The organism is Campylobacter lari (assembly GCF_004357905.1).
Classification (GTDB): domain Bacteria; phylum Campylobacterota; class Campylobacteria; order Campylobacterales; family Campylobacteraceae; genus Campylobacter_D; species Campylobacter_D lari_D.
On sequence record NZ_SMTT01000002.1, the window covers coordinates 1 to 25,125 of the forward strand.

25 protein-coding genes, 6 tRNA genes and 1 pseudogene are annotated in these 25,125 nt (G+C 30.1%); 10 read left to right on the forward strand and 22 right to left on the reverse strand.

Annotated elements, in window-relative coordinates; translation table 11 throughout:
• Positions 1-131: 131 nt before the first annotated feature.
• The 16 genes from E2O22_RS01860 to tig all read right to left on the reverse strand — a co-directional run bounded on the left by E2O22_RS01860 (position 132) and on the right by tig (position 11,226).
• Positions 132-815 carry a hypothetical protein gene (locus E2O22_RS01860; RefSeq protein ID WP_133318984.1) on the reverse strand — a complete coding sequence of 228 codons (684 nt, stop codon included), beginning with the start codon at positions 813-815 and terminating at the stop codon, positions 132-134.
• Between the two features lie 195 nt (positions 816-1,010).
• Positions 1,011-1,095 (reverse strand) — tRNA-Leu (locus E2O22_RS01865).
• 5 nt (positions 1,096-1,100) lie between these two features.
• A tRNA-Arg gene (locus E2O22_RS01870) sits at positions 1,101-1,177 on the reverse strand.
• 27 nt (positions 1,178-1,204) lie between these two features.
• Positions 1,205-1,281 (reverse strand) — tRNA-Arg (locus E2O22_RS01875).
• Between the two features lie 3 nt (positions 1,282-1,284).
• Positions 1,285-1,361: transfer RNA gene (locus tag E2O22_RS01880), tRNA-His, on the reverse strand.
• Between the two features lie 12 nt (positions 1,362-1,373).
• Positions 1,374-1,451: transfer RNA gene (locus E2O22_RS01885), tRNA-Pro, on the reverse strand.
• A 90-nt stretch (positions 1,452-1,541) separates the two neighbouring features.
• Positions 1,542-2,264, reverse strand: a complete 723-nt coding sequence (locus E2O22_RS01890; RefSeq protein WP_133318985.1) for a TerC family protein — start codon at positions 2,262-2,264, stop codon at positions 1,542-1,544.
• Between the two features lie 42 nt (positions 2,265-2,306).
• Positions 2,307-2,879, reverse strand: coding sequence for a phosphoribosylglycinamide formyltransferase (purN, locus tag E2O22_RS01895; protein ID WP_133318986.1), 573 nt, complete (start codon positions 2,877-2,879; stop codon positions 2,307-2,309).
• Entirely contained in the window at positions 2,870-4,216 is a 1,347-nt protein-coding gene (locus E2O22_RS01900) for an NAD(P)H-hydrate dehydratase (protein ID WP_133318987.1), read from the reverse strand. Before E2O22_RS01900 ends, purN begins: the two co-directional genes overlap by 10 nt.
• On the reverse strand, positions 4,200-5,540 hold the full coding sequence (locus E2O22_RS01905; protein ID WP_133318988.1) for a DNA recombination protein RmuC: 1,341 nt from the start codon (positions 5,538-5,540) through the stop codon (positions 4,200-4,202). Before E2O22_RS01905 ends, E2O22_RS01900 begins: the two co-directional genes overlap by 17 nt.
• Before the next feature lie 2 nt (positions 5,541-5,542).
• Complete coding sequence (locus E2O22_RS01910; RefSeq protein ID WP_133318989.1) at positions 5,543-6,229, reverse strand: NYN domain-containing protein; 687 nt, start codon at positions 6,227-6,229, stop codon at positions 5,543-5,545.
• 8 nt (positions 6,230-6,237) lie between these two features.
• Entirely contained in the window at positions 6,238-7,746 is a 1,509-nt protein-coding gene (locus E2O22_RS01915; protein ID WP_133318990.1) for a YifB family Mg chelatase-like AAA ATPase, read from the reverse strand.
• Complete coding sequence (gene def, locus E2O22_RS01920; RefSeq protein ID WP_133318991.1) at positions 7,743-8,267, reverse strand: peptide deformylase; 525 nt, start codon at positions 8,265-8,267, stop codon at positions 7,743-7,745. The genes E2O22_RS01915 and def overlap by 4 nt, the downstream gene beginning before the upstream one ends.
• Positions 8,264-9,304: a GGDEF domain-containing protein gene (locus tag E2O22_RS01925; RefSeq protein WP_133318992.1), complete on the reverse strand. Its 1,041-nt coding sequence runs from the start codon at positions 9,302-9,304 to the stop codon at positions 8,264-8,266. The genes def and E2O22_RS01925 overlap by 4 nt, the downstream gene beginning before the upstream one ends.
• Positions 9,305-9,316: 12 nt before the next feature.
• Positions 9,317-9,907, reverse strand: coding sequence for an ATP-dependent Clp endopeptidase proteolytic subunit ClpP (clpP, locus tag E2O22_RS01930; RefSeq protein WP_133318993.1), 591 nt, complete (start codon positions 9,905-9,907; stop codon positions 9,317-9,319).
• The gene (gene tig, locus E2O22_RS01935) at positions 9,907-11,226 is read right to left on the reverse strand and encodes a trigger factor (RefSeq protein WP_133318994.1); all 1,320 of its coding nucleotides are present in this window, start codon (positions 11,224-11,226) and stop codon (positions 9,907-9,909) included. The genes clpP and tig overlap by 1 nt, the downstream gene beginning before the upstream one ends.
• Positions 11,227-11,335: 109 nt before the next feature.
• On the opposite strand from tig, the gene folE reads away from it, so the two are divergent.
• The 10 genes and pseudogenes from folE to E2O22_RS01985 all read left to right on the forward strand — a co-directional run bounded on the left by folE (position 11,336) and on the right by E2O22_RS01985 (position 20,030).
• On the forward strand, positions 11,336-11,908 hold the full coding sequence (gene folE, locus E2O22_RS01940; protein WP_133318995.1) for a GTP cyclohydrolase I FolE: 573 nt from the start codon (positions 11,336-11,338) through the stop codon (positions 11,906-11,908).
• Positions 11,908-13,214 (forward strand): annotated as a pseudogene (fliI, locus tag E2O22_RS01945) (flagellar protein export ATPase FliI). Before folE ends, fliI begins: the two are co-directional and overlap by 1 nt.
• 56 nt (positions 13,215-13,270) lie before the next feature.
• Positions 13,271-13,759: a hypothetical protein gene (locus E2O22_RS01950; protein ID WP_133318996.1), complete on the forward strand. Its 489-nt coding sequence runs from the start codon at positions 13,271-13,273 to the stop codon at positions 13,757-13,759.
• 53 nt (positions 13,760-13,812) lie between these two features.
• A complete protein-coding gene (locus E2O22_RS01955; protein WP_133318997.1) occupies positions 13,813-13,992 on the forward strand; it encodes a putative motility protein in 180 nt (59 codons plus the stop codon).
• Positions 13,993-14,071: 79 nt separating this feature from the next.
• Positions 14,072-15,217, forward strand: coding sequence for a Cj0814-related protein (locus E2O22_RS01960; protein WP_133319187.1), 1,146 nt, complete (start codon positions 14,072-14,074; stop codon positions 15,215-15,217).
• Between the two features lie 126 nt (positions 15,218-15,343).
• Positions 15,344-16,522 carry a NifS family cysteine desulfurase gene (locus tag E2O22_RS01965; RefSeq protein ID WP_133318998.1) on the forward strand — a complete coding sequence of 393 codons (1,179 nt, stop codon included), beginning with the start codon at positions 15,344-15,346 and terminating at the stop codon, positions 16,520-16,522.
• A gap of 10 nt (positions 16,523-16,532) precedes the next feature.
• A complete protein-coding gene (locus tag E2O22_RS01970; protein ID WP_133318999.1) occupies positions 16,533-17,504 on the forward strand; it encodes an iron-sulfur cluster assembly scaffold protein in 972 nt (323 codons plus the stop codon).
• 85 nt (positions 17,505-17,589) lie between these two features.
• On the forward strand, positions 17,590-18,750 hold the full coding sequence (gene nhaA / locus E2O22_RS01975; protein WP_133319000.1) for a Na+/H+ antiporter NhaA: 1,161 nt from the start codon (positions 17,590-17,592) through the stop codon (positions 18,748-18,750).
• The gene (gene nhaA / locus E2O22_RS01980; protein WP_133319001.1) at positions 18,747-19,901 is read left to right on the forward strand and encodes a Na+/H+ antiporter NhaA; all 1,155 of its coding nucleotides are present in this window, start codon (positions 18,747-18,749) and stop codon (positions 19,899-19,901) included. The genes nhaA (E2O22_RS01975) and nhaA (E2O22_RS01980) overlap by 4 nt, the downstream gene beginning before the upstream one ends.
• A gap of 54 nt (positions 19,902-19,955) precedes the next feature.
• A tRNA-Glu gene (locus E2O22_RS01985) sits at positions 19,956-20,030 on the forward strand.
• A 190-nt stretch (positions 20,031-20,220) separates the two neighbouring features.
• Here E2O22_RS01985 and E2O22_RS01990 read toward each other — a convergent pair.
• From E2O22_RS01990 to E2O22_RS02015, 6 genes are read right to left on the reverse strand one after another with little or no spacing between them, the layout of a single operon-like run.
• Positions 20,221-20,847, reverse strand: a complete 627-nt coding sequence (locus E2O22_RS01990; RefSeq protein WP_133319002.1) for a trimeric intracellular cation channel family protein — start codon at positions 20,845-20,847, stop codon at positions 20,221-20,223.
• Positions 20,848-20,876: 29 nt separating this feature from the next.
• Positions 20,877-21,920, reverse strand: coding sequence for a Cj0069 family protein (locus tag E2O22_RS01995; RefSeq protein WP_133319003.1), 1,044 nt, complete (start codon positions 21,918-21,920; stop codon positions 20,877-20,879).
• A 54-nt stretch (positions 21,921-21,974) separates the two neighbouring features.
• Complete coding sequence (aroC, locus tag E2O22_RS02000) at positions 21,975-23,063, reverse strand: chorismate synthase (protein WP_133319004.1); 1,089 nt, start codon at positions 23,061-23,063, stop codon at positions 21,975-21,977.
• The gene (rnc, locus tag E2O22_RS02005) at positions 23,060-23,728 is read right to left on the reverse strand and encodes a ribonuclease III (RefSeq protein ID WP_133319005.1); all 669 of its coding nucleotides are present in this window, start codon (positions 23,726-23,728) and stop codon (positions 23,060-23,062) included. The genes aroC and rnc overlap by 4 nt, the downstream gene beginning before the upstream one ends.
• A complete protein-coding gene (gene rnhA / locus E2O22_RS02010; protein ID WP_133319006.1) occupies positions 23,721-24,161 on the reverse strand; it encodes a ribonuclease HI in 441 nt (146 codons plus the stop codon). Before rnhA ends, rnc begins: the two co-directional genes overlap by 8 nt.
• A complete protein-coding gene (locus E2O22_RS02015) occupies positions 24,158-25,120 on the reverse strand; it encodes a hypothetical protein (protein ID WP_133319007.1) in 963 nt (320 codons plus the stop codon). The genes rnhA and E2O22_RS02015 overlap by 4 nt, the downstream gene beginning before the upstream one ends.
• Positions 25,121-25,125: the final 5 nt, after the last annotated feature.

Here is a 25,125-nt window from a genome sequence, read left to right on the forward strand (position 1 = left end):
GGGATAGAGAGTTAAATTTTAGTAAAACACAAAACAAGTGATACTATAACTTTAACCAAGTAATTCCATAGCATCTTTGTATACACTAACTAGCGAAGCTAAAGTAACAAAAGCACCGATAATTAAAAAAATCATTTCAATTTTTTTCTTTTATTCTCTTTTATTTTTTCCTTTTTATCTTCTTCTTGATTTTGCTCAATATGCAAAATATCAACAAGATTTTCTATTTGAATTTTTAATTCTTGATGTTGCTCTAAAATATTATAATAATGAAATATAATTTTCCATATTGTATGTTTTTGTTGGTAGTTATAATGTATTGGGTTGCTAAAAAAATATTTCAAATTAAAAACATAAAAATCTTTTTTAATATCAATAACATCATGGTAGTTTTCTTTATCTATAATACTTGAAGTCAAATTCAAATAATACTCCATTTTCTCACGATAAGCCAAAGAAAGTGCAAACATAGTCATTGTATCTTTAAATTTACTTTCACAATTGTTAAATTTAGCCTGAAACAAAAAGCCTTTTTCTGAAAACACAACTTTAATATCTGGATTATCATAACAATTTGATTTATCTATTTTTAATGTAAAACCACCTCTTAATAGTTGCGATATTTTACCATCATTCATATTTTCATCAGTATATGCAACTATATAATCTATCACACTTTTTTTAAATTGACAATACTCTTGACCTACGAAAACTCCATCTTTTATACATATATCAAAAATTTTATATATTAGTATTGTACCTTTGGCATAATTTTGGTCTTCTATATTGGTATAAATTTCTAAATTTTGTGCCAAAAAGATATGAAAAAAATCCTTTAGCCTTGTATCTTTTTTAAATTTATCCTTGCAAAAATTTTCGATAATTTTAACTTGATATATTTACCATGATATATTCCTAATATTTGCAATATATTTTAATTAAAATATTATTTTGTGCAACTAAAAATAAATTATATATAGGTTTTCATATTTGAGTAAAATCTAAATTAGTGGTGCGGATGAAAGGACTTGAACCTTCACGCATTGCTGCACCAGATCCTAAGTCTGGCGTGTCTGCCAATTTCACCACATCCGCAAAAGTGGTACGCTCAAGAGGATTCGAACCTCTGACCTACGGCTTAGAAGGCCGTTGCTCTATCCAGCTGAGCTATGAGCGCATAAAAATAAAAGTAACAATGGGCTTATGGTGCGCCCGATAGGAATCGAACCCATAACCTACAGATCCGAAGTCTGTCGCTCTATCCAGTTGAGCTACGAGCGCTGATGGGGTGAGTGATGGGAATCGAACCCACGACCCTCAGGACCACAATCTGATGCTCTAACCGACTGAGCTACACTCACCATTTATAAAAATGGTCGGGGTGAAAGGATTCGAACCTTCGGCCCCTTGGTCCCAAACCAAGTGCGCTAACCAGACTGCGCTACACCCCGATGTACAAAAATAAAGCGTTATTCTACATAAAAAAATATTAAAAGTCAAGATAAATGAGAATATTTAGCATAAAAAAAATGCTAAATATTTTAAGAATTATTTGTTTGCTTTTTTTGTGAAATGATGTTTAAAATTTCAACTACCAAAGAAAAGGCCATAGCTACATAAATATAGGCCTTATCTATATGAATATCAAAACTTTCACATACTAAAACAAAACCTATCATTATTAAAAATGCCAAAGCTAAAATTTTAATGCTTGGATATTTTTCTACAAAATCTGCAATTGGTTTAGAAGCAAAAAGCATTACTAATACTGCAATAATAACAGCAATAATCATAATCTCTATATCTTGAGCAATACCCACAGCAGTAATAACACTATCTAGAGAAAATACTATATCTATCACAGCTATTTCAGCAACTACAATCCAAAGTTTATTGCTGATTTTTATATTACTTTGACTTTCCTCTTGATGTGTTATACTTTCTTTGATTTCTTTGATAGATTTAACTATCAAAAACAATCCTCCAAGCAAAAGCACCAAATCCCTACCTGAAATTTCATTCCCTAATATACTAAATAAAGGTGTGACAAGCTTCATAACCCAAAACAAAGACAATAACAATAAAATTCTAGTAATCATCGCAAAAGCAAGGCCTAAAACTCTACCCTTATCTCTATGCTCTGGTGGTAATTTAGAAACCAAAATAGCCAAGAAAATGATATTATCAATCCCTAGCACAATCTCTAAAGCTGTAAGAGTAAGCAATACCACCCAAGCATCTACACTAAAAATCCACTCAAACATTTACCTTCCTTAAACAAAAAGCGTAATTATAATGATAAAAAATTAATCATTTTCAAAAATTTCAACAATAGTTGCAGGTAAAATTTCATACTCTAATTTATGAATTTTATCTTCAAATTCTTCAAAGCTTAGTTTAGCTTTTTCAAACGCCTTTTGAGCAATGATTTTACCACCATCAAGCTCTTCATTAACCCAATGCACGCTAACACCCGCAACTTTCATATCGCTCTCATAACTTTCTTTGATAGCATGAGCACCTTTAAATAAAGGAAGCAAAGAAGGATGAAGATTAATAGCTTTTATATTTTGAGTGAAAATAGGACTTAAAATTCGCATAAATCCTGCTAAGATGGTCAGATCTGCTTGACTTTCTTTTATAATTTTTACTAACTCTGCGTCAAATTCTTCTCTTGAAGTAAATTTTTTATGCTCTATGATTTGAGTATTAAGGTTATATTTTAAAGCTCTTTGTATACCATAAGCTTCTTTTTTATTGCACACACATAAAACCACTTCAAAGGTATTTTTACCAAAAGTTTTTTTATGTAATTTTTCTAAAATATTTTCCAAATTACTTCCATTGCCACTAAATAAAATTGCTAATTTTATAAGCATTTTAACCCCTTTATCAATTTTAAAGCATCAAAACTAATTTTGTTTTTCTTATAATTTTTAGCTACTAAAGCATGAGCTAATGCTGCATTTTTAGCAGCCTCTAAAGCATTAAATTTAGCTCCAAGCAAAGCTGCTATCATACCACTTAACACATCCCCACTTCCACCTTTTGCTAAAGCTTCATTGCCACAATTTACTATAAAAAATTTTTCTTTTTGAGCGATGATAGAATTGGCCCCTTTTAATACCAAAACACATTGAAATTTAGAACTAAACTTTCTTGCATAAAAAAAGCGTTTGTTTTGAATTTCTTCTACGCTTATATCCTCATTAAAACAAAGTTTTAAAAGCATACAAAATTCTTTAGGATGAGGGGTTAAAACAACATCTTCTCTAGCAAGATATGAAAGTAAATTTTCACTTTGAAAGCAATTTGCGTCTAAGACTAAAGGAATGTTTTTTAATCTTTCATCTTTTAAAATACTTAAATCATCAAGTCCCATACCTATAGCAGCCGCATTTATTTTGCTTTCAATATCATCTTTTAGCATAATCAAAGGTGAAAAACTTTCTTTAGCCACTAAAGATACAAGTCCTGCTCCAAATTCTAAAGCACCGAGTCCAGCTAGAGTACCTGCACTTTTATTTGCAAAAATATAAATATGGCCAAAATCGCCTTTATTTGAGTTAATCTTTTTTGTAATAAGTTTTAAATCTTTTTTTTCTAGTAAAAAACTTGAAGTATTTTGCATATAAGGTTTTAAACCCAAATTTGCAATTTTAATTTTACCTGCAAATTCTTTTGCAAAATCTTCTAATAAAATTTCTTTAATCACTCCCATGCAAAGAGTGTAATCAGCCTTAAAACATAGCTCTTGTCCAAGCCCGCTAGGAACATCACAAGCTATTTTTAAAGCCTTACTTTTAGCAATTTTTTTAAAAATTCTTTGCAAATTTTCATCTAAAGCTTTATTTAAACCACTCCCAAAAACACAATCAACAATGATGTCAAAATCTTTAAATTTAGGTTCTTTTTTAAAAAATTTAAAACCTATATTTTTTAAAATTTGCTCTTGCTTGATAAACATTGTATTTTTTTTATATGGCATAACAAAAGCAAAAGCTTTTTTTAAATGCCTTATAGCCACAAGTCCATCAGCTCCATTTCCACCAGTACCGAGCAAAAATAAAATTTTGGCATTTTTTATGTTTTTACTTTTTTTCTTAATGAAATTTGCAAGCTCTATGCCTGCATTTTCCATCATCAAAAGCTCATCTAAACCTTTTTCAATAAGCTTTTTTTCATAAGAAATATTATCTTTAAATACTGCTTTCATCGCTCATCTCACATTTTATAAATTTTTGAGTTTTAGCGCCTAGCTCTTTAAGCTTTATCACTCTTGAAGCGATATTTCCACTTCCATGGGTAAGCTTTGTTTGCATATTATCTACATTTGTGTTTAATCTTTTAACATTTTCTTTGATTTTTTCAAAATCATCCAAAACGCCTGCAAATTTATCATGAAATTTACCCAGTTCATCAAAAGCTTTTAAGATATTTTCATTACTTTGTATATTTTTCCATGAAATATTTATAGTATTTAATGCCATAAAAAGAGTGTTTGGTGTAGTTAAATAAACCTTTTTTTTATAAGCGTATTGATAAATTTCAAGATCTACATTTAAAATCAAATCTAGAATATTTTGATAAGGTATAAAAAGCAAAACAAACTCATAAGTGTGTTTATCATACTGCATATAAGGCTTTTTAGCTAACTCATCAATTCTTGATTTTAGATTATAAGCTAAATCAAGACAGGTATTTTTACTAATATCTTCAAAAGCAAAATCACTTGGTAGAGAAAATTTTGCATCTATAACTATACTTTTTTGTTTATCTAAAAACACAACCGCATCAGGAATGTAAGTTTTACCCTCATCTTGAAATCTCTCTTGCAATTTATACTGCACACCCTCTACTAAACCGCTATTTTCTAAAACTGATTTTAGTTGCAATTCTGCAAAATTACCACGAATTTTTTTATCTCCTTTTAAAATTTTAGCTAGCTTATCTGCATTTTCTCCCATATTTTGACTAAATTTAAACATATGATCAATTTGTGTTTTAATGCTAACTTCATTTTGACTGAGTTTTTCACTATATTCTTTAACACTTTTTTTCACAGGCAAGAAAATTTCTTCTAAGATTTTTTTTGTATCTTCATTGAGCATAAGTTTGTTTTGATTTAAAATACTAGCATTTTGTTTTTGAAAATTTTGCTCTAGCTCTTGTTTTAATCCCGCCAAACTTTGTTTATATTTTTCTTCTAATTTTATTAAGGTTTGAGTGTATTCTTCTTTTAAATTTGCACGCTCTTTTAAATGCATATTTAAAAGTTCTTGTTGAGTTTGTTCTTTTTGTGCTAATTTTGCCTCTAAAGCTTCATTTTTAGATAAATACGATATTTTTTCATCTAAAAGTTTGGAATTTTTTTCCATAAGTGCAGTTTTTTCAAACTCTAAATTAGAAAGTTGATTTTGCAAAGTCATATTGTTTTGATTTAAAAATTCTAACTTTACTTTTTCTTTCTGACTTTTAAATACCACCCATACAAAAGCTAAAATTACAACAGCCAAAAAAGCTATTAAGATATTTTCCATTTTTAAGCCTTTGCTTTTTCAAGGAAATAAATATTTTTCTCATTTGCTTCTTTAAATTGTTTCATCTTTGGTAAAAGTTCTTTCATCAAAGCTTTGAAATTTTTAAAGCCGAAATTTTGTGGAATAAAATTTGCATGTTTTCTGTTCATATTGGTACGAATTTGAGCATATTCTGCGCGACCTTTTTCTTCTATCAAAGCCTCTGCGATATTGATTAAATCTTTGATATATTCTTTTTCAATTATGACTTTTGTTTTTGATTTATCTTGATCTAAATAAAAGAATTCACTAAAGGAATTCACATAAGATTTTACAGCTTGCTTTAAACCCATGCCTATAACTTGTTTTTTATTTTCTTTTAGCTTCTGTATCAAACTAGTATAATCACTATCGCTTGATACAATAACAAAAATATCAATATCTTTTTCATAAAAAACACTCATAATATCAGTAATTAAATACATATCACTTGAATTTTTATTAGCTAAAAAATTAAATTGTTGCATAGCAATGATAGAATATTGTGCGATTTGTTCTTTCCAATTTTGTATATTTTTTTGAGTCCAATCTCCATAAATTCGCTTTATAACAATTTCTCCATAATCAGAAGCAATACCAAAAATCGATTTTGCGTATTTTGAAGGAATATTTTCCGCATCTATAAAAATTGCTATGCTTTTATTTTCCATTTTTGCTCCTAAATATTTCTCATTCTAAAACTTAATGCTTTTAAAATATGAGTTTTTAAAATCAACTCACTTTGCTCTAAATCTGCAATGGTTCTTGCTACTTTTATAGTTTTATTTACCCCTCTTTGAGAAAGATTATATGAATTTATAGCCTTTTGCAAAATTTCATTAGCAGAAGACTCTAAAATACAAAATTGTTTCATCTGCTCATCATTTAATTTAGCATTAAACTCTTCTTGCTGTCTTTGTTTTTGAAATAAAAATCCTTTAAATACCATCTCGCTCATTTGCTCTGATGTTAAACTCATTTTATCCTTATATGAAATTTCATCCATAGCTACATAAAGATCAATTCTGTCTAAAATTGGAGATGAAATTTTGTTTTTATATTTTTTTATTTCTATTTCTTGACAACGACAATTTTGATTTTTAGAAAATAAATTTCCACAAGGACAAGGATTTTGCGCACAAGCAAATAAAAATTTAGTTTCATAAATCACTTTGGTATTAACTCTTGAAATAAGAATTTTAAAATCCTCTAATGGCTCCCTTAAACTTTCTATGATTTGTTTTGAAAAATGAGGAAACTCATCAAAAAATAAAACTCCTCCATTTGCAAGTGCTATTTCTCCTATCTTGGCATTTTTAGTTCCTCCGCCAAAAATACTAGCTCTAGTACTTGTATGATGAGGACTTCTAAAAACCCTACTAGCGCTAAAATCATCATCTAAAGAATTTAATGACTTATAAGCGTTTTGAGCTAAAATTTCTTTCAAGCTTTGCGGTGGCATGATAAAAGGAAGTCTTTTAGCACACATACTTTTACCGCTACCTGGACTACCTTCAAATAAAATATTATGCATTCCTAAAGCTGCTATTATACAAGCAAATTTAGCATTTTCTTGGCCTTTAACTTCCTTAAAATCATAAGGAAAGCTAGTGTTTTTTATATATTTTTCCCCATTAAATTTTATAGCATTTTCAAATAAAGGATGCGCATTGCATATATGATAATTCTCATATTTTTTTTCTTTAAAAAAATCTACAGCCTGGGCTAAATTTTCTAAAGCATAAATTGTTAAATTAGGTATCATTGAAGCTTTTTGTGCTATGGCTTTTGGCACTACTACTTTGGCATTTTGTATTTTTGTACTTAAAAAAAGCAAGATAGAAAATAAACTAGCAGTGCTTTTTATACTCCCATCTAATCCAAGTTCTCCAAAAACAAAAAAATCATCTAAAATTTCTTTTTGAAATAAAATCAAAATTGCAATAGCTAAGTCAAAATGAGAACCATTTTTAGGAATATCCGAAGGACTTAAGTTGATAGTAATTTTTTGTGCCGGAAAGCTAAAATTCTGACTTAACAAAGTTGCTTTAATTCTTTCAGTGCTTTCTTTGATGGTAGAGTTTGCAAGACCCACTATGCTAAAGCCTGGCAAGCCTCTTGTGAAAGTTGATTCTACATCGATGATATCAAGTTCTGTAGAAAAACTTGCACATTTTAGCTTTTTCATTTATTCTTTTTGGATTTTTTCTTAAAGTCTTTATCAAATTTTTGACGCTTTAAAAAAGAAAGTTTTTCTATAAATAAATGTCCATCAAGATGATCAACTTCATGTTGGATAGCCACTGCTAAAAAATCATGCGCTTGCAAACTTTGTGGCTTTCCAAACCTATCTTGATAGTCAAGTTGTATATTTTTATAACGCATTACATCTTCATAAAAACCTGGTATACTTAAACAACCCTCATTACAAGAAATTCTTTCATCATCTAAAGGTGTTATAATGGGATTGATGATTTCTAAAAGAGTTTGCTTGTCTTCTTTTTGCTCACCTTCTTCATCACCAATATCTACAAGCAAAGCTCTAATTGGCACATCAACTTGGATAGCTGCCAAACCCACACCTTTATTAGCTATCATTGTTTCATACATATCATCTAAAAGTATATGTAAATCTTTATCAAAATTTTCTACTTTTTTTGATTCTAAAAATAATCTTGGATTAGGATAGGTAATTATCTTTCTTATCATTTTTCTTTTTCCACTATTACAAAAGGTTCTAAATTTTTTCCCGAGTCTTTTAAAGCTTCAATGCATTTTTCTATTAATTCTTCACCTTTGCTGTCACTATTAACTGCACTAATAGCAACCTCCACATCTGCCTCTATTTCTTTATCTGCTAAGAAAAAATTTGAATTTTCTAAGGATTCTAAAATTTTATTGCATATTTCTTGTGCTTTTTCTAAATTAGTATGAGAGATCATTATAGCAAAAATATTATTTCCACAATGTGCTACTATATCACTTGAAGAAACATTTTTACTAAAAATTTTACAAACACTTTTTAAAAAGGCATTTTTCTCTTTTTGAGTATAAGTTTGCTCTAAAATTTCCTCTTTTACTCTAAAGAATATCAAAGAGGTATAATAATTATATTTAGCATTACTCTCTATGCTTTTTTCCAAATTTTCTAAAAAATATTTTTTATTAAAAACTCCAAATTTAGAGTCAAAATCACTCTGCTCTTCTATATGTTTATAAGTCTGTCTAACCTCATCAAAATTTTCTTTAATCTCATCTGAATACTTATCTAAAATGCTAGAAAATCTTGAAAGGTCTGTTTCAAGGGCATGGATTACATTAGAAACAGCTAAATTTCCTGTACTAATAGCAAGTTCTGAATTACGCCTTTTTAGCATATCTTTAACTGTTTCAAGATGCCTATAAATCATGGCAATATATTGCAATAATGCCGAAGTAGAATTAAAACTTTTCTTTATTTCTTGTTCTATATTTGCACGCTTAAGACCATCATCATTTTGCTCAAATTCCATAATCTCACCAACTTTTTTCTTAAAAGCTCCTGGACGCTCTTCAAGCATTTTTTGAAAATAAACCCCATAATTAGTAGGAGTTGGAGGCACATTATCTTTTACAAGTTCAGTTAAAATAGATTTCGCAAATTTCTCAAATTCGCCTCCACTAATTTTTTGAATTTTTGGAGCTTCTTTGGCTGGAGTTGGATCGCTATTTAAATTTAAATCAGCAAATAAATCATCATCTAGCATTGCTTTGTTTCCTTATTTAAAACTTTTTTCCAAAACCTTATCTATTAAACCATATTCCTTAGCCTCTATAGCACTCATAAAAAAATCTCTATCGGTATCTTTTTCTATTTTAGAAAGTTTTTGCTTAGTATTTTTTGCCAAAATATCATTTAAAATCGCTTTTAATCTTAGAATTTCTTTTGCCTGAATTTCTATATCTGTTGCTTGTCCTCTTGCACCACCTAGTGGTTGGTGGATCATAATTCTTGAATTTGGCAGAGCAAATCTTTTCCCTGGAGTACCACAACTAAGCAAAAATGCACCCATAGAAGCAGCTTGACCAATACAAATAGTACTTACATCAGCTTTAATATAATTCATCGTATCATAAATACTAAATCCACTTGTCACAACCCCGCCTGGTGAGTTAATATAAAGATAAATATCTTTTTGAGGATCTTCAGCTTCTAAAAACAAAAGCTGTGCCACGATAGAAGCAGCAAGATCATCATTGATCTCGCCACTTAGCATGATAATCCTATCTTTTAAAAGTCTTGAGTATATATCATAACTTCTTTCGCCTCTGCTTGTTTTTTCAACTACATAGGGTATATATGAACTCATTATTTTTCACTTTCTTTTTCGGTTTTCTTTTTATCATTTTTTTTAAAAATATCAGCAAAAAGTTTTTCTTCAATTAAAGACATTTTAATGGCAGGTAATGCACCTTGCTTTTTATAATTATCTAAATGTTCTTGTGGGTTAAAACCATATCTATAAGCTTCAAAATAAATTGCTTGGATTAATTCCTGATCGCTTACTGTAACATTTCTAAGTTTTGCTAGCTCATCTATAATGAAAGTTAATTTTACGCTTTTTTGCGCATCTTCTTTGAAACTCTCTCTTTTTTCTTTATATTTAGCCTCATCTTTAAATTCTTTTAATTCCTCTTCGCTTAAAGTTCTTAAAGAGCTTCTAAATTGCATATCTGTTTCTTGCTCTACTATATTTCTTGGTAAAACAAAGTCAAACTTAGCTACTAAAGCTTCTGCAAATTGATTTTTAAGCTCATCATTAATAAGTTTAAAGATTTTTTCATTTTTTAGTTGTTCTTTTAATTTTGCGTCTAATTTTTCAACACTTGGCTCTTTTTCTTCAGGAAGTAAGTTTTTTAAAAGCTCTTCATTTAATTCAGGTAATTTAAGTTCTTGAATTTCATGAATTTTTACTTTAAATACCGCATCTTTTCCTGCTAAATGTGCTGCACCATATTCTTTTGGAAAAGTTACATTAATATCTTTTTCTTCACCTGCTTTTAAACCAATCATACCTTCTTCAAATCCTGGTATGAATTGTTTTGAACCAATCTCTAAAACATAATTTTGAGCTTTTCCACCATCAAAAGCTTTACCATCAACAAAACCTTCAAAATCAAATTTAGCAAAATCGCCTTCTTTTAAAGCTCTTGCTTCTTTAATCGCTTCAGGAGTAGCAAATCTTTTTAATAATTCTTCTTTTTTTGCATCAATTTCTTTTTGAGTTACTTTTGGTGTATTATAAGTTGGAATTAGTTCTTCATATCCATCTAATTTTACTTCTGGCTTAAAAGATAATACCATTTGAGCTTCAATATCGCCATCTTTTCTATCAAATTTTTCAAAATATGGCTCACCTACTAAATCTTTAGCCTCTTTTTTAACTTCTTTTAAAGCACCATCTACAGCATTTCTTAAAAGATCTTGCTCCGCATCTCTTGTAAGCTCTTTTTTATATCTTTTAAGTATAGCAGCAACAGGAACTTTTCCTGCTCTAAAACCATCCATTTTCATAGTTTTAGACGCTTTTTTAGCTAATTTTTCAACTTCTGCTTTAATAGCTCCTTGAGCAATTTTCACAGTAGCATTTGCATTTGCAAAATCAATTAGTTTTGCTGTAACTTCCATAATATTTTCCCTTTTTAAATAAAATTTCTTGATAATATACCAAAATTTTCCTTATCACTTTATATAAAAATAAAAATATGTTAAAATTTTAATTTTTGATGGAGAAAAAATGCAAGAAAAATTTGAACAATCAGTAAAAAATATGTTAGAAATTATCGGGGAAAATCCGCAAAGAGAAGGACTTTTAAAAACCCCTACAAGAGTTTTTAAAGCTTTTGAATTTTTAAATAGTGGTTATAAACAAGATCCAAAACAAATACTAAATGATGCCTTATTTGAAAGCTCAAACAACGAAATGGTTTTAGTAAGAGATATAGAATTTTATAGTCTTTGCGAGCATCATCTTTTACCTTTTTTTGGGCGCGTACATGTTGCGTATATACCGGATAAAAAAGTCGTAGGTCTTAGTAAAATTCCACGCCTTGTGGAAGTTTTTGCAAGACGCTTGCAAATTCAAGAACAACTCACAGAACAAATCGCAGAATCTTTAATGGAACATGTAGGTGCAAAAGGTGTTGGAGTAGTTATTGAAGCAAGACACATGTGTGTTGAAATGCGTGGGGTGCAAAAAGCAAATTCTACTACTAGCACTTCAGCACTAAGAGGTAGCTTTTTAAAAAGTGAAAAAACAAGAAAAGAATTTTTCACTTTAATTAACTCGGCAAAACAGGTTAGATTTTAATGGGTTTAGAAAAACTTCGTAGTAAAATTGCTTCACAAAATCTTGCTAGTGTTTTTGGTCAGATTACTAAAATTTCAAGTACTAGTATAGAAATAAATGGCTTAAAAACTAGCATAGGTGATATCATTAAAATAGTTTCTAGTGAAGATGAGAGTAAAGAAGCTATGGCTATGGTGGTAGAAGTAGATGAAAATTTAAGCTATTTGAGTCCTTTTGGTTTTGTGGAAGGTTTTAAAATAGGCGATCGTGCTTTTATTAACGATGCAGGTATGCAAATAGGAGTTAGTGATGAACTTTTAGGAAGAGTAGTCGATCCTTTTATGCGACCAAAAGATGGTAAAGGACCTATTGAGGCAAGTAAATTTATGCCTATTATGCGAGCACCTATTGATGCAATGAAGCGAGGTTTGATAGAAGAAGTTTTTCCAGTAGGTGTTAAAACAATAGATGCACTTTTAACTTGCGGGGTAGGACAAAAGCTTGGGATTTTTGCAGGAAGTGGGGTTGGTAAATCAACTCTTATGGGTATGATAGTGAAAAATTCCAAAGCTCCTATTAAAGTTATAGCTTTAATAGGAGAGCGCGGTAGAGAAATTCCTGAATTTATACAAAAAAATCTTGGTGGTAAACTTGATGATACTGTCATCATCGTTGCAACAAGTGATGATAGCGCGCTGATGAGAAAATACGGAGCATTTTGTGCTATGAGTGTGGCTGAATATTTTAAAGAACAAGGTAAAGATGTGTTATTTATCATGGATAGCGTAACGCGTTTTGCTATGGCTCAAAGAGAAATAGGTCTTGCCCTAGGTGAACCACCTACAACAAAAGGTTATCCGCCAAGCGTTTTAAGTCTTTTACCTCAGCTTATGGAAAGAACAGGAAAGGAAGAAGGTAAAGGCACCATAACAGCTTTTTTACCGTGTTGGTTGATGGGGATGATATGAGTGATCCAATAGCTGATCAAAGCAGATCTATCCTAGATGGGCATATAGTGCTTAGTCGCGAACTCACTGACTTTGGAATTTATCCACCTATAAATATACAAAATTCAGCCTCAAGGGTTATGGGGGATATTATCAGTGATGAACATAAGCTAGCTGCTAGAAAATTTAAGCGTTTAAATTCTTTGCTTAAAGAAAATGAAGTGCTATTGCGTATTGGTGCTTATCAAAAAGGCACCGATAAAGAACTCGATCAAGCTATTGCTAAAAAAGATTTTATGCAGCAATTTTTAAGTCAAAATCCTGAAGAAAGTTTTGAATTTGAAGATACGATTAATATGCTTAAGATGATTGATACATAATAGTTGGAATATTTTTTGCTTTTTTTGATAAAAAAGTCATGAAAAAAGGATAGATCATGTCAAATATAGCATTTTTAGATCATCAACAAAGCTTAGGTTTAAAATATACCGATATTTGTCAAAATATTTTTGAAAGAGAAATTTTTACACATATGTTTTTAGAATGCATAAGTTTTGTTTTACTAGAAGATAAAGCAAAATTAAAATATTTAAAAATTATCGCTTCAAAAGAAGATTTTATAATCGAATTTAAAATCAATAATCAAAAAAAATCTTTTATTATTAATAATAAAAAAGTTCTAAATGAAGAATTCAGTGCAAAAAGAATGACTCAAGATGAATATGAAAGAGAAGTGGCGAGAATTTATCAAATCGAAAGATATTTAAAAGCCCAAAATAATCTTCAAAATTTTTCTAATGAAATTAGCACTACAATGAAAAATCTTTTTAAAGATATGGATGAATTTAAAAATTATATCGATATGCTTGAAGCAAAAGAAAACACCCACAATCATTACTTATCAAAAATTTATAATATAGCTTAATATTTACCAAACTTTGCCGATAATACCTTTGATCCAAACAAAAGGAGTATGTTATGGGCGAAGTTACAAACAATCAAGCAAACTTAATGCTTAACATTGCAACTACTATGATGAAAAAAACCATAGAAGTTAATGAAAATGCAGTAATGCAAGTACTTGAAGGCGTAAATGCAAACCCTGCTCCAACTACTACTCCTACTGCTAGTTCAGGATTACTTGACATTTACGCTTAAAATTTTTCTCTTCAATTCAAAAATTTTGGCATAGCTTTTGCTTTTTAAAAGTTAAGCAATATTTTTGAAGAGAAGAGTTATGTTTGTAAATTCTAATGTTAATCCGTATCAGAATTTTGCAAATTATCCTTTTGCAAAAACTGGACACATAGAAGAAAAAAAAGAAAATACTAATATTAAAAGTGATTTACTTGATATCAATGGTTCTAATTTAGACTATAAAATTACTTATGCAAGTGAATTTGGTTTTAGAATCAATGAGCAAGGTTTTTTTGAAAAAGATCTTAATAAAGCAGCTGCTTTGCCTCTTGATTATGATATTAATATAAAAAGTATAAGAGAAATTTCAAAACAACTTATAAAGCTTGATGAGAATTTAAATTATAACAAAATAGATTTACCAAGACTTTTAAACACTTATCACAACACATTAAAAACTATAAATCCACAGTTTCAAAACAATGACAATGATTTTTTAAGTAAAGCTCAAATTTCAGAGTTAAATCAAGGTTATAGTTATACTTATGAGGGTAAAATTTTAAAAGTTTATGAAAATGCTAAAAATTTACAAAATGCAAAAGAATCAAATAAAAATTTAAACACCTTAATGCTTGATAATAAAATAGGTGATTTTGCGTTTAACGCAAGCATAGAAAATACAGCTAGTAATCCTGTTATCAAACCTTATTTAAATAAACAAGGGGAGGTTTCTAAAAGTGGATTGCTGCTCAATTATATTTATCATGATTTAAAAGAACAAAATCACAATAAAGCTAATTTTTTTCTATCGCCTATTGAGTTGGATATGTCCTCTAGTGTAAATTTTCAAAAACTCATGAGAGGTCAAATGAGTATGCAAGATTATATTAATGAAAACAACAAAGAAAAAATGAGTTTTGATTTATATTTATATATCAATGGAGTAGATAAAAACAACACTTCAGAAGATAAGCTTTCAGTTTTCTTTCAACAATATATTAACTATCAACATAGCATTAACATGAAAGAATTTGCCAATTCAAGTTCTATTTATAGTCTTTATAGCGAGCAAGTTAGTAAAGAAATTGAAGTTTTAAAAGAAGAATTCAATCAAAACAATCCTAATATTGATCTTGAAAAAATCAATACTCAAAAAGAACTTTTAGATACTCAATTTTTAGAAAATAGAAAAAAACAAGCTAGTATTAACAAAATTTTACATTCTTATTTAAATGCTATGGCTTAACTTGTGCTAAAATAATAATGTAAATTATTACACAAGTTAAAAACTTACTTGATTTAATATTAAATTTAATATTTTAGTGTATATTAACAAAAAAGATAAAAATTATCCTAATTAAAGGAGTATAATTTGAAAGTATATTTAGATAACAACGCAACAACACAACTTGCACCAGAAGCTTACGAGCTTATGAAGCCTTTTTTAAAAGAGCATTTTGGAAACCCAAATAGCCTTCATCAATGGGGTAGTGCAACCCATCCTGCCTTAAAAGAAGCTATGGATAAACTTTATATAGGTGTAGGAGCAAGTGATTTAGATGATATTATTATCACTTCCTGTGCTACAGAAAGTATCAATTGGGTGTTAAAAGGTGTGTATTTTGATAAAATTTTAAATAACGATAGAAATGAAGTAATTATTTCTAGCGTGGAACATCCCGCAGTAGCTGCTAGTGCTATGTTTTTAAAATCTTTAGGGGTAAAAGTTATAGAACTTGGTGTTGATCATGAGGGTGTTTCTAGCGTAAAAGATTTAAAAGAAGTTATTTCAGATAAAACTGCCCTAGTGAGTATTATGTGGGCAAATAATGAAACTGGTATGATTTTTCCTATAGAAGAAATGGCTCAAATTGCTCATGAATATGGAGCATTATTTCATACTGATGCAACTCAAGCTGTTGGGAAAATCAAAGTTAATTTTGCAAAAGCTGGAGTTGATTTTGCTTCATTTTCTGCACATAAATTCCATGGTCCAAAAGGAGTTGGTGGGCTTTATATTAAAAAAGATATAGAACTAACTCCACTTTTACATGGTGGTGAGCATATGGGTGGTAGAAGAAGTGGAACTTTAAATGTGCCATATATTATAGCAATGGCAGAAGCTTTAAGAATTGCAAATACTATGCTTGACTTTGAAAATTCACACATTAGAAGATTAAGAGATAAATTAGAAGATTTAATTTTAGCTATGCCTGATACAAGTGTAGTTGGAAATAGATCAAGAAGGGTTCCTAATACCATCTTAGCAAGTATTAAAGGTGTAGAAGGCGAAGCTATGCTTTGGGATTTAAACAAAAATGGTATAGCAGCAAGCACTGGTTCAGCCTGTGCTAGCGAAGCACTTGAGAGCAATCCTATCATGGAAGCAATTGGTGCTGAAAATGATTTAGCTCATACTGCTCTAAGACTTTCTTTATCAAGATTTAACACAGAAGATGAAATTGATTATGCAGCAGAGCAAATAAAAAAAGCAACGCAAAGACTTAGAGCAATCTCAAGTACTTATGCATATAAGCCTGAAAATATTTAAAGGATAAAAAATGGCAAAGAATAATTTAATTGGCGGATCAATTTGGGATGAGTATTCTCAAAAAGTACAAGATAGAATGAATAACCCTCAACATATGGGCGAATTTACACAAGAAGATGCACAAAAAGCAAATGCAAAACTTATTATTGCAGATTTTGGAGCTGAAAGCTGTGGTGATGCAGTTAGACTTTATTGGCTAGTGGATGAAAAAACAGATAAAATCATTGATGCTAAATTTAAAAGCTTTGGCTGTGGAACAGCAATAGCAAGTAGTGATACTATGGTTGATCTTTGCATAGGTAAAACCGTGGATGAAGCTGTTAAAATTACAAATTTAGATGTTGAATTTGCTATGAGAGATAATCCGCAAACTCCTGCGGTTCCACCTCAAAAAATGCATTGTTCGGTTATGGCTTATGATGTTATCAAACAAGCAGCAGCACATTATAAAGGAGTCAATCCTGAAGACTTTGAAGATCAAATTATAGTTTGTGAATGTGCTAGGGTAAGCCTTGGAACTATCAAAGAGGTAATTAAACTAAATGATTTACATACAGTAGAAGAAATCACACAATTTACAAAAGCAGGAGCTTTTTGTAAATCTTGTGTTAAACCTGGAGGACATGAGAAAAAAGATTATTACCTTATAGATATTTTAGCTGAAACTAGAGCTGAAATGGAAAGAGAGAGATTAAAAGATCAAAGTAAAGCAGATATTGCTTTTGATGATATGACCATGGTTAAACAATTAAAAGCAGTAGAGGCTGTTTTAGATAGCGATGTGCGTCCGATGCTACACGGAGATGGTGGGGATTTGGAAGTAATTGATATACAAAAAAGTGAAAGTAAAAATATAGATGTATATATACGCTATCTTGGAGCTTGCAGTGGTTGCTCAAGCGGAAGTGGCGCAACTTTATATGCCATAGAAAATATCTTACAAGAAGAACTTAGTCCAAATATACGCGTTATACCTGTTTAAGCAGTTTTTCTGCTTAAACTTTTAAATTTCAAGCCTTTTTATGTTAAAATAACGCATTAATTAAAAATTTAAAAAGGCTATTTATATGCAAAGACTTCAAACCTTTGTTAAAAGCGAAACTTTTCCGGGTGTTTTGCTAATATTTTTCACTTTACTTGCATTAATTTTACAAAACAGCTCTTTAACAGATCAATACACCAACTTTTTAAATATTCCTTTTGGGTTTCAAGCAGGAAGTTTAGAAATTTTCAAACCTTTGCTTTTATGGATTAATGATGGACTTATTGCGATTTTTTTCTTTGCCATAGGGCTTGAATTAAAGTATGAAGTAACAAGAGGACAGCTAAATAGTATAAAAGCTATGTCTTTACCTGTATTTGCTGCACTTGGTGGTATGATAGTACCTGCATTGATTTTTGCATTTTTTAATTATAAAGATGCTTTTGCTTTGCAAGGTTGGGCTATACCAACAGCAACTGATGTGGCTTTTGCAGTAGGAATTTTAATGCTTTTAGGTAAAAAAGTACCTACTTCATTAAAATTATTCTTGCTTTCCTTGGCTATTTTTGATGATTTGGGTGCGATTATTGTGATTGCTTTATTTTACACAAGCGAGCTTTCAGTATTTGCTATGATTGCTGCTTTGGTATGTATATTAGCACTTTATTTATTAAATCATTTTCATGTTACTAAAAAATCCTTTTATATCATTATAGCTATAGTATTTTGGATAAGCATGCTAAAAAGTGGAGTGCATGCAACTTTAGCGGGTGTGATTACTGCTTTGTTTATACCACTTGAAACAAAAAATGGAAAATCTTTTTTAAAAGAAATCGAACATGATTTAGCACCTTGGGTAAGTTATTTTATTTTACCTATTTTTGCCTTTGCAAATGCAGGTGTTGATTTAAAAGATATGGATCCAAGCTTTATGTTTTCTTCGGTTAGCTTAGGTATTATTTTAGGTTTATTTTTAGGAAAACAAATAGGTGTCTTTTTATTTTCATATATTAGTATAAAACTAGGCTTAGCAAAACTTCCGCAAAATGTTAATTTCAAACAGCTCTATGGGGTTTGCATACTCACAGGTATAGGTTTTACCATGAGCTTTTTTATAGATGGCTTAGCTTATCAAAATAGTGATATTTTTGCATATTCGGACAAGCTTGCTATTTTAATAGCCTCTTTGTTAAGTGCTGTGATTGGCTATGTTTATTTAAAACTCATTTATAGTTTCAAAAAATGAAATTTAAAAACCTCCAAAGCTTTTTATCTCTTGAAATTTTAGGAGGATTGTTGCTTTTAATAGCAACAATCTTTGCCCTACTACTTAAAAATAGTCCTTACGGGCAACATTATATGGACTTTTTAAGTGTAGAAATGGGTATAAAAATAGGAGCTTGGGAGCTTTTTAAACCTTCTTTGTTATGGATTAATGATGGGCTGATTGCAATTTTTTTCTTTGCAATAGGACTTGAATTAAAAAAAGAATTTGTTCAAGGAGAATTTAAAACTCTTAGCAATATTACTCTACCCTTAATAGCTGCTATAGGTGGTATAGTAGTACCTGCTTTGATATTTTGTGCTATTAATTTTAATGATACTTATGTTTTAAAAGGTTGGGCTATACCAACAGCAACTGACACTGCATTTGCTCTAGTTATACTTGCAATGCTAAAACAACGCATACCAAGCTCTTTAAAAATATTTTTAGTTTCTTTGGCGATTTTTGATGATGTAGGAGCTATTTTAATCATTGCTATTTTTTATACAGGTGAGCTTTCAACTTTGGCTTTTTTTGTTGCCTTTTGCTGCATTGTTGGCTTGTTTTTACTTAATCGCTTAGGTAATGAAAGAAAATCATTTTATTATATACTTGGTGCTCTGCTTTGGCTTAGTGTATTAAAAAGCGGAGTACATGCGACTTTAGCAGGTATTATTACTGCTTTATTCATTCCTGTATATACAAAAAACAATCATGCTTTATTAGAAGAAATTGAGCATGGGTTAAAATTTTGGATAGCTTTTATAATATTGCCACTTTTTGCTTTTGCAAACGCAGGAGTTGATCTTTCTAAAATAGAATTTCATATGCTTTTTAGTGGTGTAAGCATGGGTATATTTTTGGGACTTTTTGTTGGAAAACAACTAGGTGTATTTGGCTTTGCCTATATGGCGATTAAATTCAAACTTGCAAAACTACCAAAAGATGCAAATTTTAAACAACTCTATGGAGTTTGCATACTCACAGGTATAGGTTTTACCATGAGCTTTTTTATAGATGCTCTTGCTTATGAAGTGAGTGATATATTTAATTTTGTAGATAACTTTGCAATCTTACTAGCCTCATTAGCTTCTGGTGTATTTGGCTATTTTTACCTGCGTTTTATTAAATAATTAAGCTTTTTTTAAATTAAATAAGATATAATTTCATTTCTTATTTAATGTTTTGGCCCATTCGTCTAGCGGTTAGGACATCGCCCTTTCACGGCGGTAACACGAGTTCGAGTCTCGTATGGGTCACCACTCTTTTAGCTCCTAAATAAAAATAGCATAAACAATAGTTTCAATATTTAAGCTTAATATAAATTTAATATATCAAATATATATTCTAAAATAAAATATAAATAAATATTGCTTACTAGCAGAGCTCGCAGGGATTTTATAAAAACATTATAAATAACAAAACTTGCATTTTAAAATCTAAAAAATAAAATTAGCTTTCTTTATTTTCTCCATCTTTAAAAGAAAATATAGGCAAACTTAAACCATAATATATCGCTAAAAGTCTTGCTATAGTTCCTACAATCAATGAAGCAAGAATTACCCATAATTCATCTATGCCTAAAATATGCAATATATAATACAAAGCTCCTGTTAATATGGCCACACCTGCATAAATTTCTTTTTGAAATACAAGTGGTATCCTAGCACATAATATATCTCTTAATATCCCACCAAATACACCAGTAATCACAGCTGAACTCACAGCCACTATAAAACCATACCCCATTTCTATTGCAATTTGTGCACCTAAAACACTAAAAACAACCAAACCTATAGCATCTAAAATTAAAAAAAGTTTTTCAAGTCTTATAACATATTTAGCAATTTTTGTTGTAATCATAGCCGCAACACAAATCAAAATGACATATTCAGGAGTTTTAATCCAAGTTAATGGATGATGATCAAGTAAAATATCTCTGATAGAACCTCCACCAATAGCTGTTACCAAAGCTATAAATATCACTCCAAAAAGATCCATTTTGTGCCGTCCTGCAGCAATAGCCCCCGTCATTGCATCAACAGTAATTCCGATAATATAAAGTATAGTTAAAAGCATAATGAGTTAAAACCCTTGTTAAACAAGGGTTAATTTTTACTCACGATATTAATGATATTTTGAGCTACTTTTTTAGCAATAGGCTCAACAAATTCAGCAGGAGAAGTAAATCCTACGCAAGAGCAGTTAATCTCACCTAAAACATATTTATCTTTACCATTTTCATCTGTATCTAAGATAAAATCGGCAGTCCAAATTAAAGGAATATCGTAATTTCCAAGCTTTGAACGAATTTCTGGTAAGGTTGCTAAAAACCAATCTATCAATTCTTGCCAATCTTTTGGCTCATCATATCTATATTTTGCACCTGAAAAAAGTGTAGCAGAGAATGCATCAGCACCTTCTGCAGGCTTTTTATGCACTACATAAATTGGAGTATGATAAAGCATTAAAATTCTAATTTCACCTTCTTTAATACGCGGTAAAAAAGTCATATCTACAAGCATACCATTATCACCCACAATGTATTGCTCACAAAAATCCATAAATTCACCAAGCTCTCTTTCTTCTGTATGATTGTCTTTTGCTTCTGTGCATTTGATTTTTGCATTTAATGGCACACTTGTAGTCCCTGCTGGCAGTTCATCTATTAATCTCACACGCCAAATTCCCTCACCTGTTGAACCACGATTTTGCTTCAAAACCCTCTCGCCTTTTGCTAAGGTTTTTACAAAACTTTCTTTAAAAGTTTTAATATCATAATACGCATAAGTATCTTCAGGCACTAAAGCTGTTTTATTAAGCTTAGTAAGTGCATCTTTAGCGCCATATCCTATCATCGCATCAGGATGAGGCATACCTATAACACCATTTGCACAAAGTTTTCTTAACATATCAAAGTATTCATTTTCTTCTTTTAAATTTCCTGGGTTAATTCTAGAAACATAAGCATCAGCATTGTTTTTTACATATTCATAAATTTCGTCTTTTTTTTCAACCTCAAAAAAGATAACCTCAGCGTTCCAACCTTGCTCTTTTAAAGCATTTACCATAGGCATGGTGTCTTTTCTATGGCCATCTTCACCTTTATCGCTACCACCTCTAACTTCAAAAAATACGATATTTTTTTTCATATTGCTCCCTTTTTAAAGATATTTTATCATCATATCAAAATAAGTATTAAATTTTTATTTATTTTTTTCATAAATACATTGTAAATTTTGCAAATTTGAACTTGCATTTAAAAGTAAAGCATCGGCCATGCATATGGCTACCATAGCATTTACTACAACACTACCTCTTATACCCACACAAGGATCATGTCTACCTTTTAACTCATATATGATATTTTTTCCTTGAATATTTTGTGTTTGCTGGGGTAAAAATATAGAAGGGGTTGGTTTAAAATATGTTTTTATATCGATAAAATTTCCATTAGAAATTCCACCCAATATACCTCCGCTATGATTACTTAAAAATACTCCATCTTTTAACTCATCATTATTTTCGCTTCCATACATATAACTGCTTTGAATGCCACTTCCTATTTCTACAGCCTTAACTGCATTTACACCCATAATCGCATGAGCAAGTTTAGAATCAAGCTTATCATACAAAGGCTCACCTAAGCCTATGATAGGGTTTTTCACTCTAGTAAAAACTCTTGCACCTACGCTATTTTTAGCATTTTTAGCCTTTAAAATTTCATCTTTAAAGTTTTGCTCTAAATTTTTATCTAAAGCATAAATTTCACTATTTTTAGCATAATTAAAATCGAACTCATCATTACTAAGTTTGCTATCAATACTTCCTACCCCAAAAACTCCACTCATTATTTCTATATCAAACTCTTTTAAAAGCATACAAGCTAACGCCCCTGCTGCCACTCTTGCTACACTTTCTCTAGCGCTAGCTCTTCCACCACCTCTATAATCTCTAATGCCGTATTTGTGATAATAAGTAAAATCAGCATGTGCAGGACGAAACACATCTTTTTCATAATCTTTTGAGCGTGTATTTTCATTATGCACCAAAACACTTATAGGAGTTCCTGTTGTATAACCCTCAAAAACCCCGCTTAAAACTTGAGCTTTATCTTCTTCTTTTCTAGGAGTGCTAAATTTATTTTGACCTGGTTTTCTTTTATCTAACATTTCTTGCAAAAAATCAAAGTCAAACTTCACCCCTGCTGGCATACCATCTATCACACAACCTATAGCTTGACCATGAGATTCGCCAAAACTTGTAAATTTAAATCTTTTTCCAAAGCTATTCATAGTTTTCCTAATTTTTCAAGTGCTATTTTGGCACATTGTTGTTGGGCTTCTTTTTTACTACCTGCTATAGATCTTGCTACTTCTATACCTTGAATTTTTACTGCAATTTCAAATTGCTTTTTATGATCAGGTCCAAAAGCTTTCATCACTACATACTCGGGTGTGCCTGCCATATGTGCTTGTGTAATTTCTTGAAGTCTTGTTTTATAGTCTTTAAATAAACTTTGTGTATCAATATGCGGATAAACTTCATTGAGTAAATTTAATGCTATGTTTTTAGTTTTTTCAAAACCTATTTCTAAATACAAAGCTCCCATTAAAGCTTCAAAGGCATCAGAAAGTATAGAAGGTTTATTGCGTCCATCATTATTTTCTTCTGCAATAGACATAAAAATACATGTTCCAAGATCAAGTTTTTGTGCTAAGGTTGCAAAAGATTTTTCATTTACCAAAGCTGCCCTAAGCTTAGAAAGGTTTCCTTCTGAGTCTTTTTGGAATTTAAAAAACAAAAACTCCCCTACTACTAAATCCATTACAGCATCACCCAAAAACTCTAATCTTTCATTATTATAAGGCTTTTTATAGCTTTTATGTGTCAAAGCTTCGATGAGCAATTGCTCATTTTTAAAATGATAACTTAATCTTTCTTGGAGTTTTTTAAGCATTTATCAACCTTTCTTCTTGGAGTTTCAAAGCTGCATTTCTTGCTAGTTCATCACAACGCTCATTTAATTCATGGCCATTATGTGCTTTGATCCAAAAAGCAGTTATTTTATGATCTTTAGCAACATTTAAATACTCTTTCCAAAGATCAATATTTTTTTTACCTTTAAAATCTTTTTTTATCCAATCTTTAAGCCATTCATTAATACTTTGCACCATTAAATTTGAATCTGTGTATAATTTTACCTCGCATGGCTCTTTTAAAGCTTTCAAAGCTTGTATAATGGCCATTAACTCCATACGATTATTTGTTGTATTCTCACATGCCCCACTTTGTTCTTTTTGATGATTTTTATAAGTTAAAACATAAGCCCACCCTCCAAAACCAGGGTTATTTAAACACGATCCGTCTGTATAAATTTCAATATTTTTCAAGCTTTTACCTCATAATAAATCTCACATTTTCCAAATTCATAACAAAATGGACAATGATAAAAAAACAAAGGACTTTGATTTTTGCAATTATTACACACATAAGTAAAGCTAAGATTAGCACTTAGCTTATTATCATTTAAAATTTTTAAAATTTTTAGTTTATGATTTTTTATAGGAATAGATTTTGTACTTAAATTTTTTGCATAAAAAAACTCATGGTATTTTTCATCTTCAAGATTAAGTGGGCTTTTACATTCATTAAGTAAATCAATAACATTTTCAAATTTAGGCATTTGAGTAAGCTTATCTTTATAGTGTAAAAAACAAAATCTTAAAACATACTCATTATCTTTGCTAAAAATTAAAATTTCTTTAATCTTTTGCTCTTGCTCTTTAGAACTTGATTGAATTTTTAAAGCCTTTATCAAAGCTTTTTCTGCATATATATTTTCTCCAAGCTCAAACAAACATTCTAAAACATCTAAAACCTTATCATAATCTTTAAGTTTTAAATACACAATTTTTAAAAGTTTTAAGCTTTCTTTATTGCGTGCTTTAATTTTTAAAGCATTTAGCAAAGCTTCTACACTACGCTCTAAAAATCCTGCTTTTAGATAAACTTGTGCTAATGAAAAAAAGATAAATTCTTTTTGGTTAGCCTCATTTGTCTTTTGCAAAGCTATAAGATAAATTCCCACAGCTTTTTCAAATTCACCACTTTTGGTAAAAATTTGAGCTAGGAAATTTAAATTTTCTATACTTAAATTGGCATTTTTTAAAATCTGCTGATGGGTAGAATTGATTTCAAATTTTTTTACAAAACGATCAAGCTTGCTTTTTTGATCTTTGCTTGCAAAAAACCGCCATATATAATGTGAGCTAGCAACGATAAAAATCAAAGCCGTCAAAACAATAAGACCGAATAAAGGATCGCGGTATTCTACAAAGAAAAAATCCATAATCT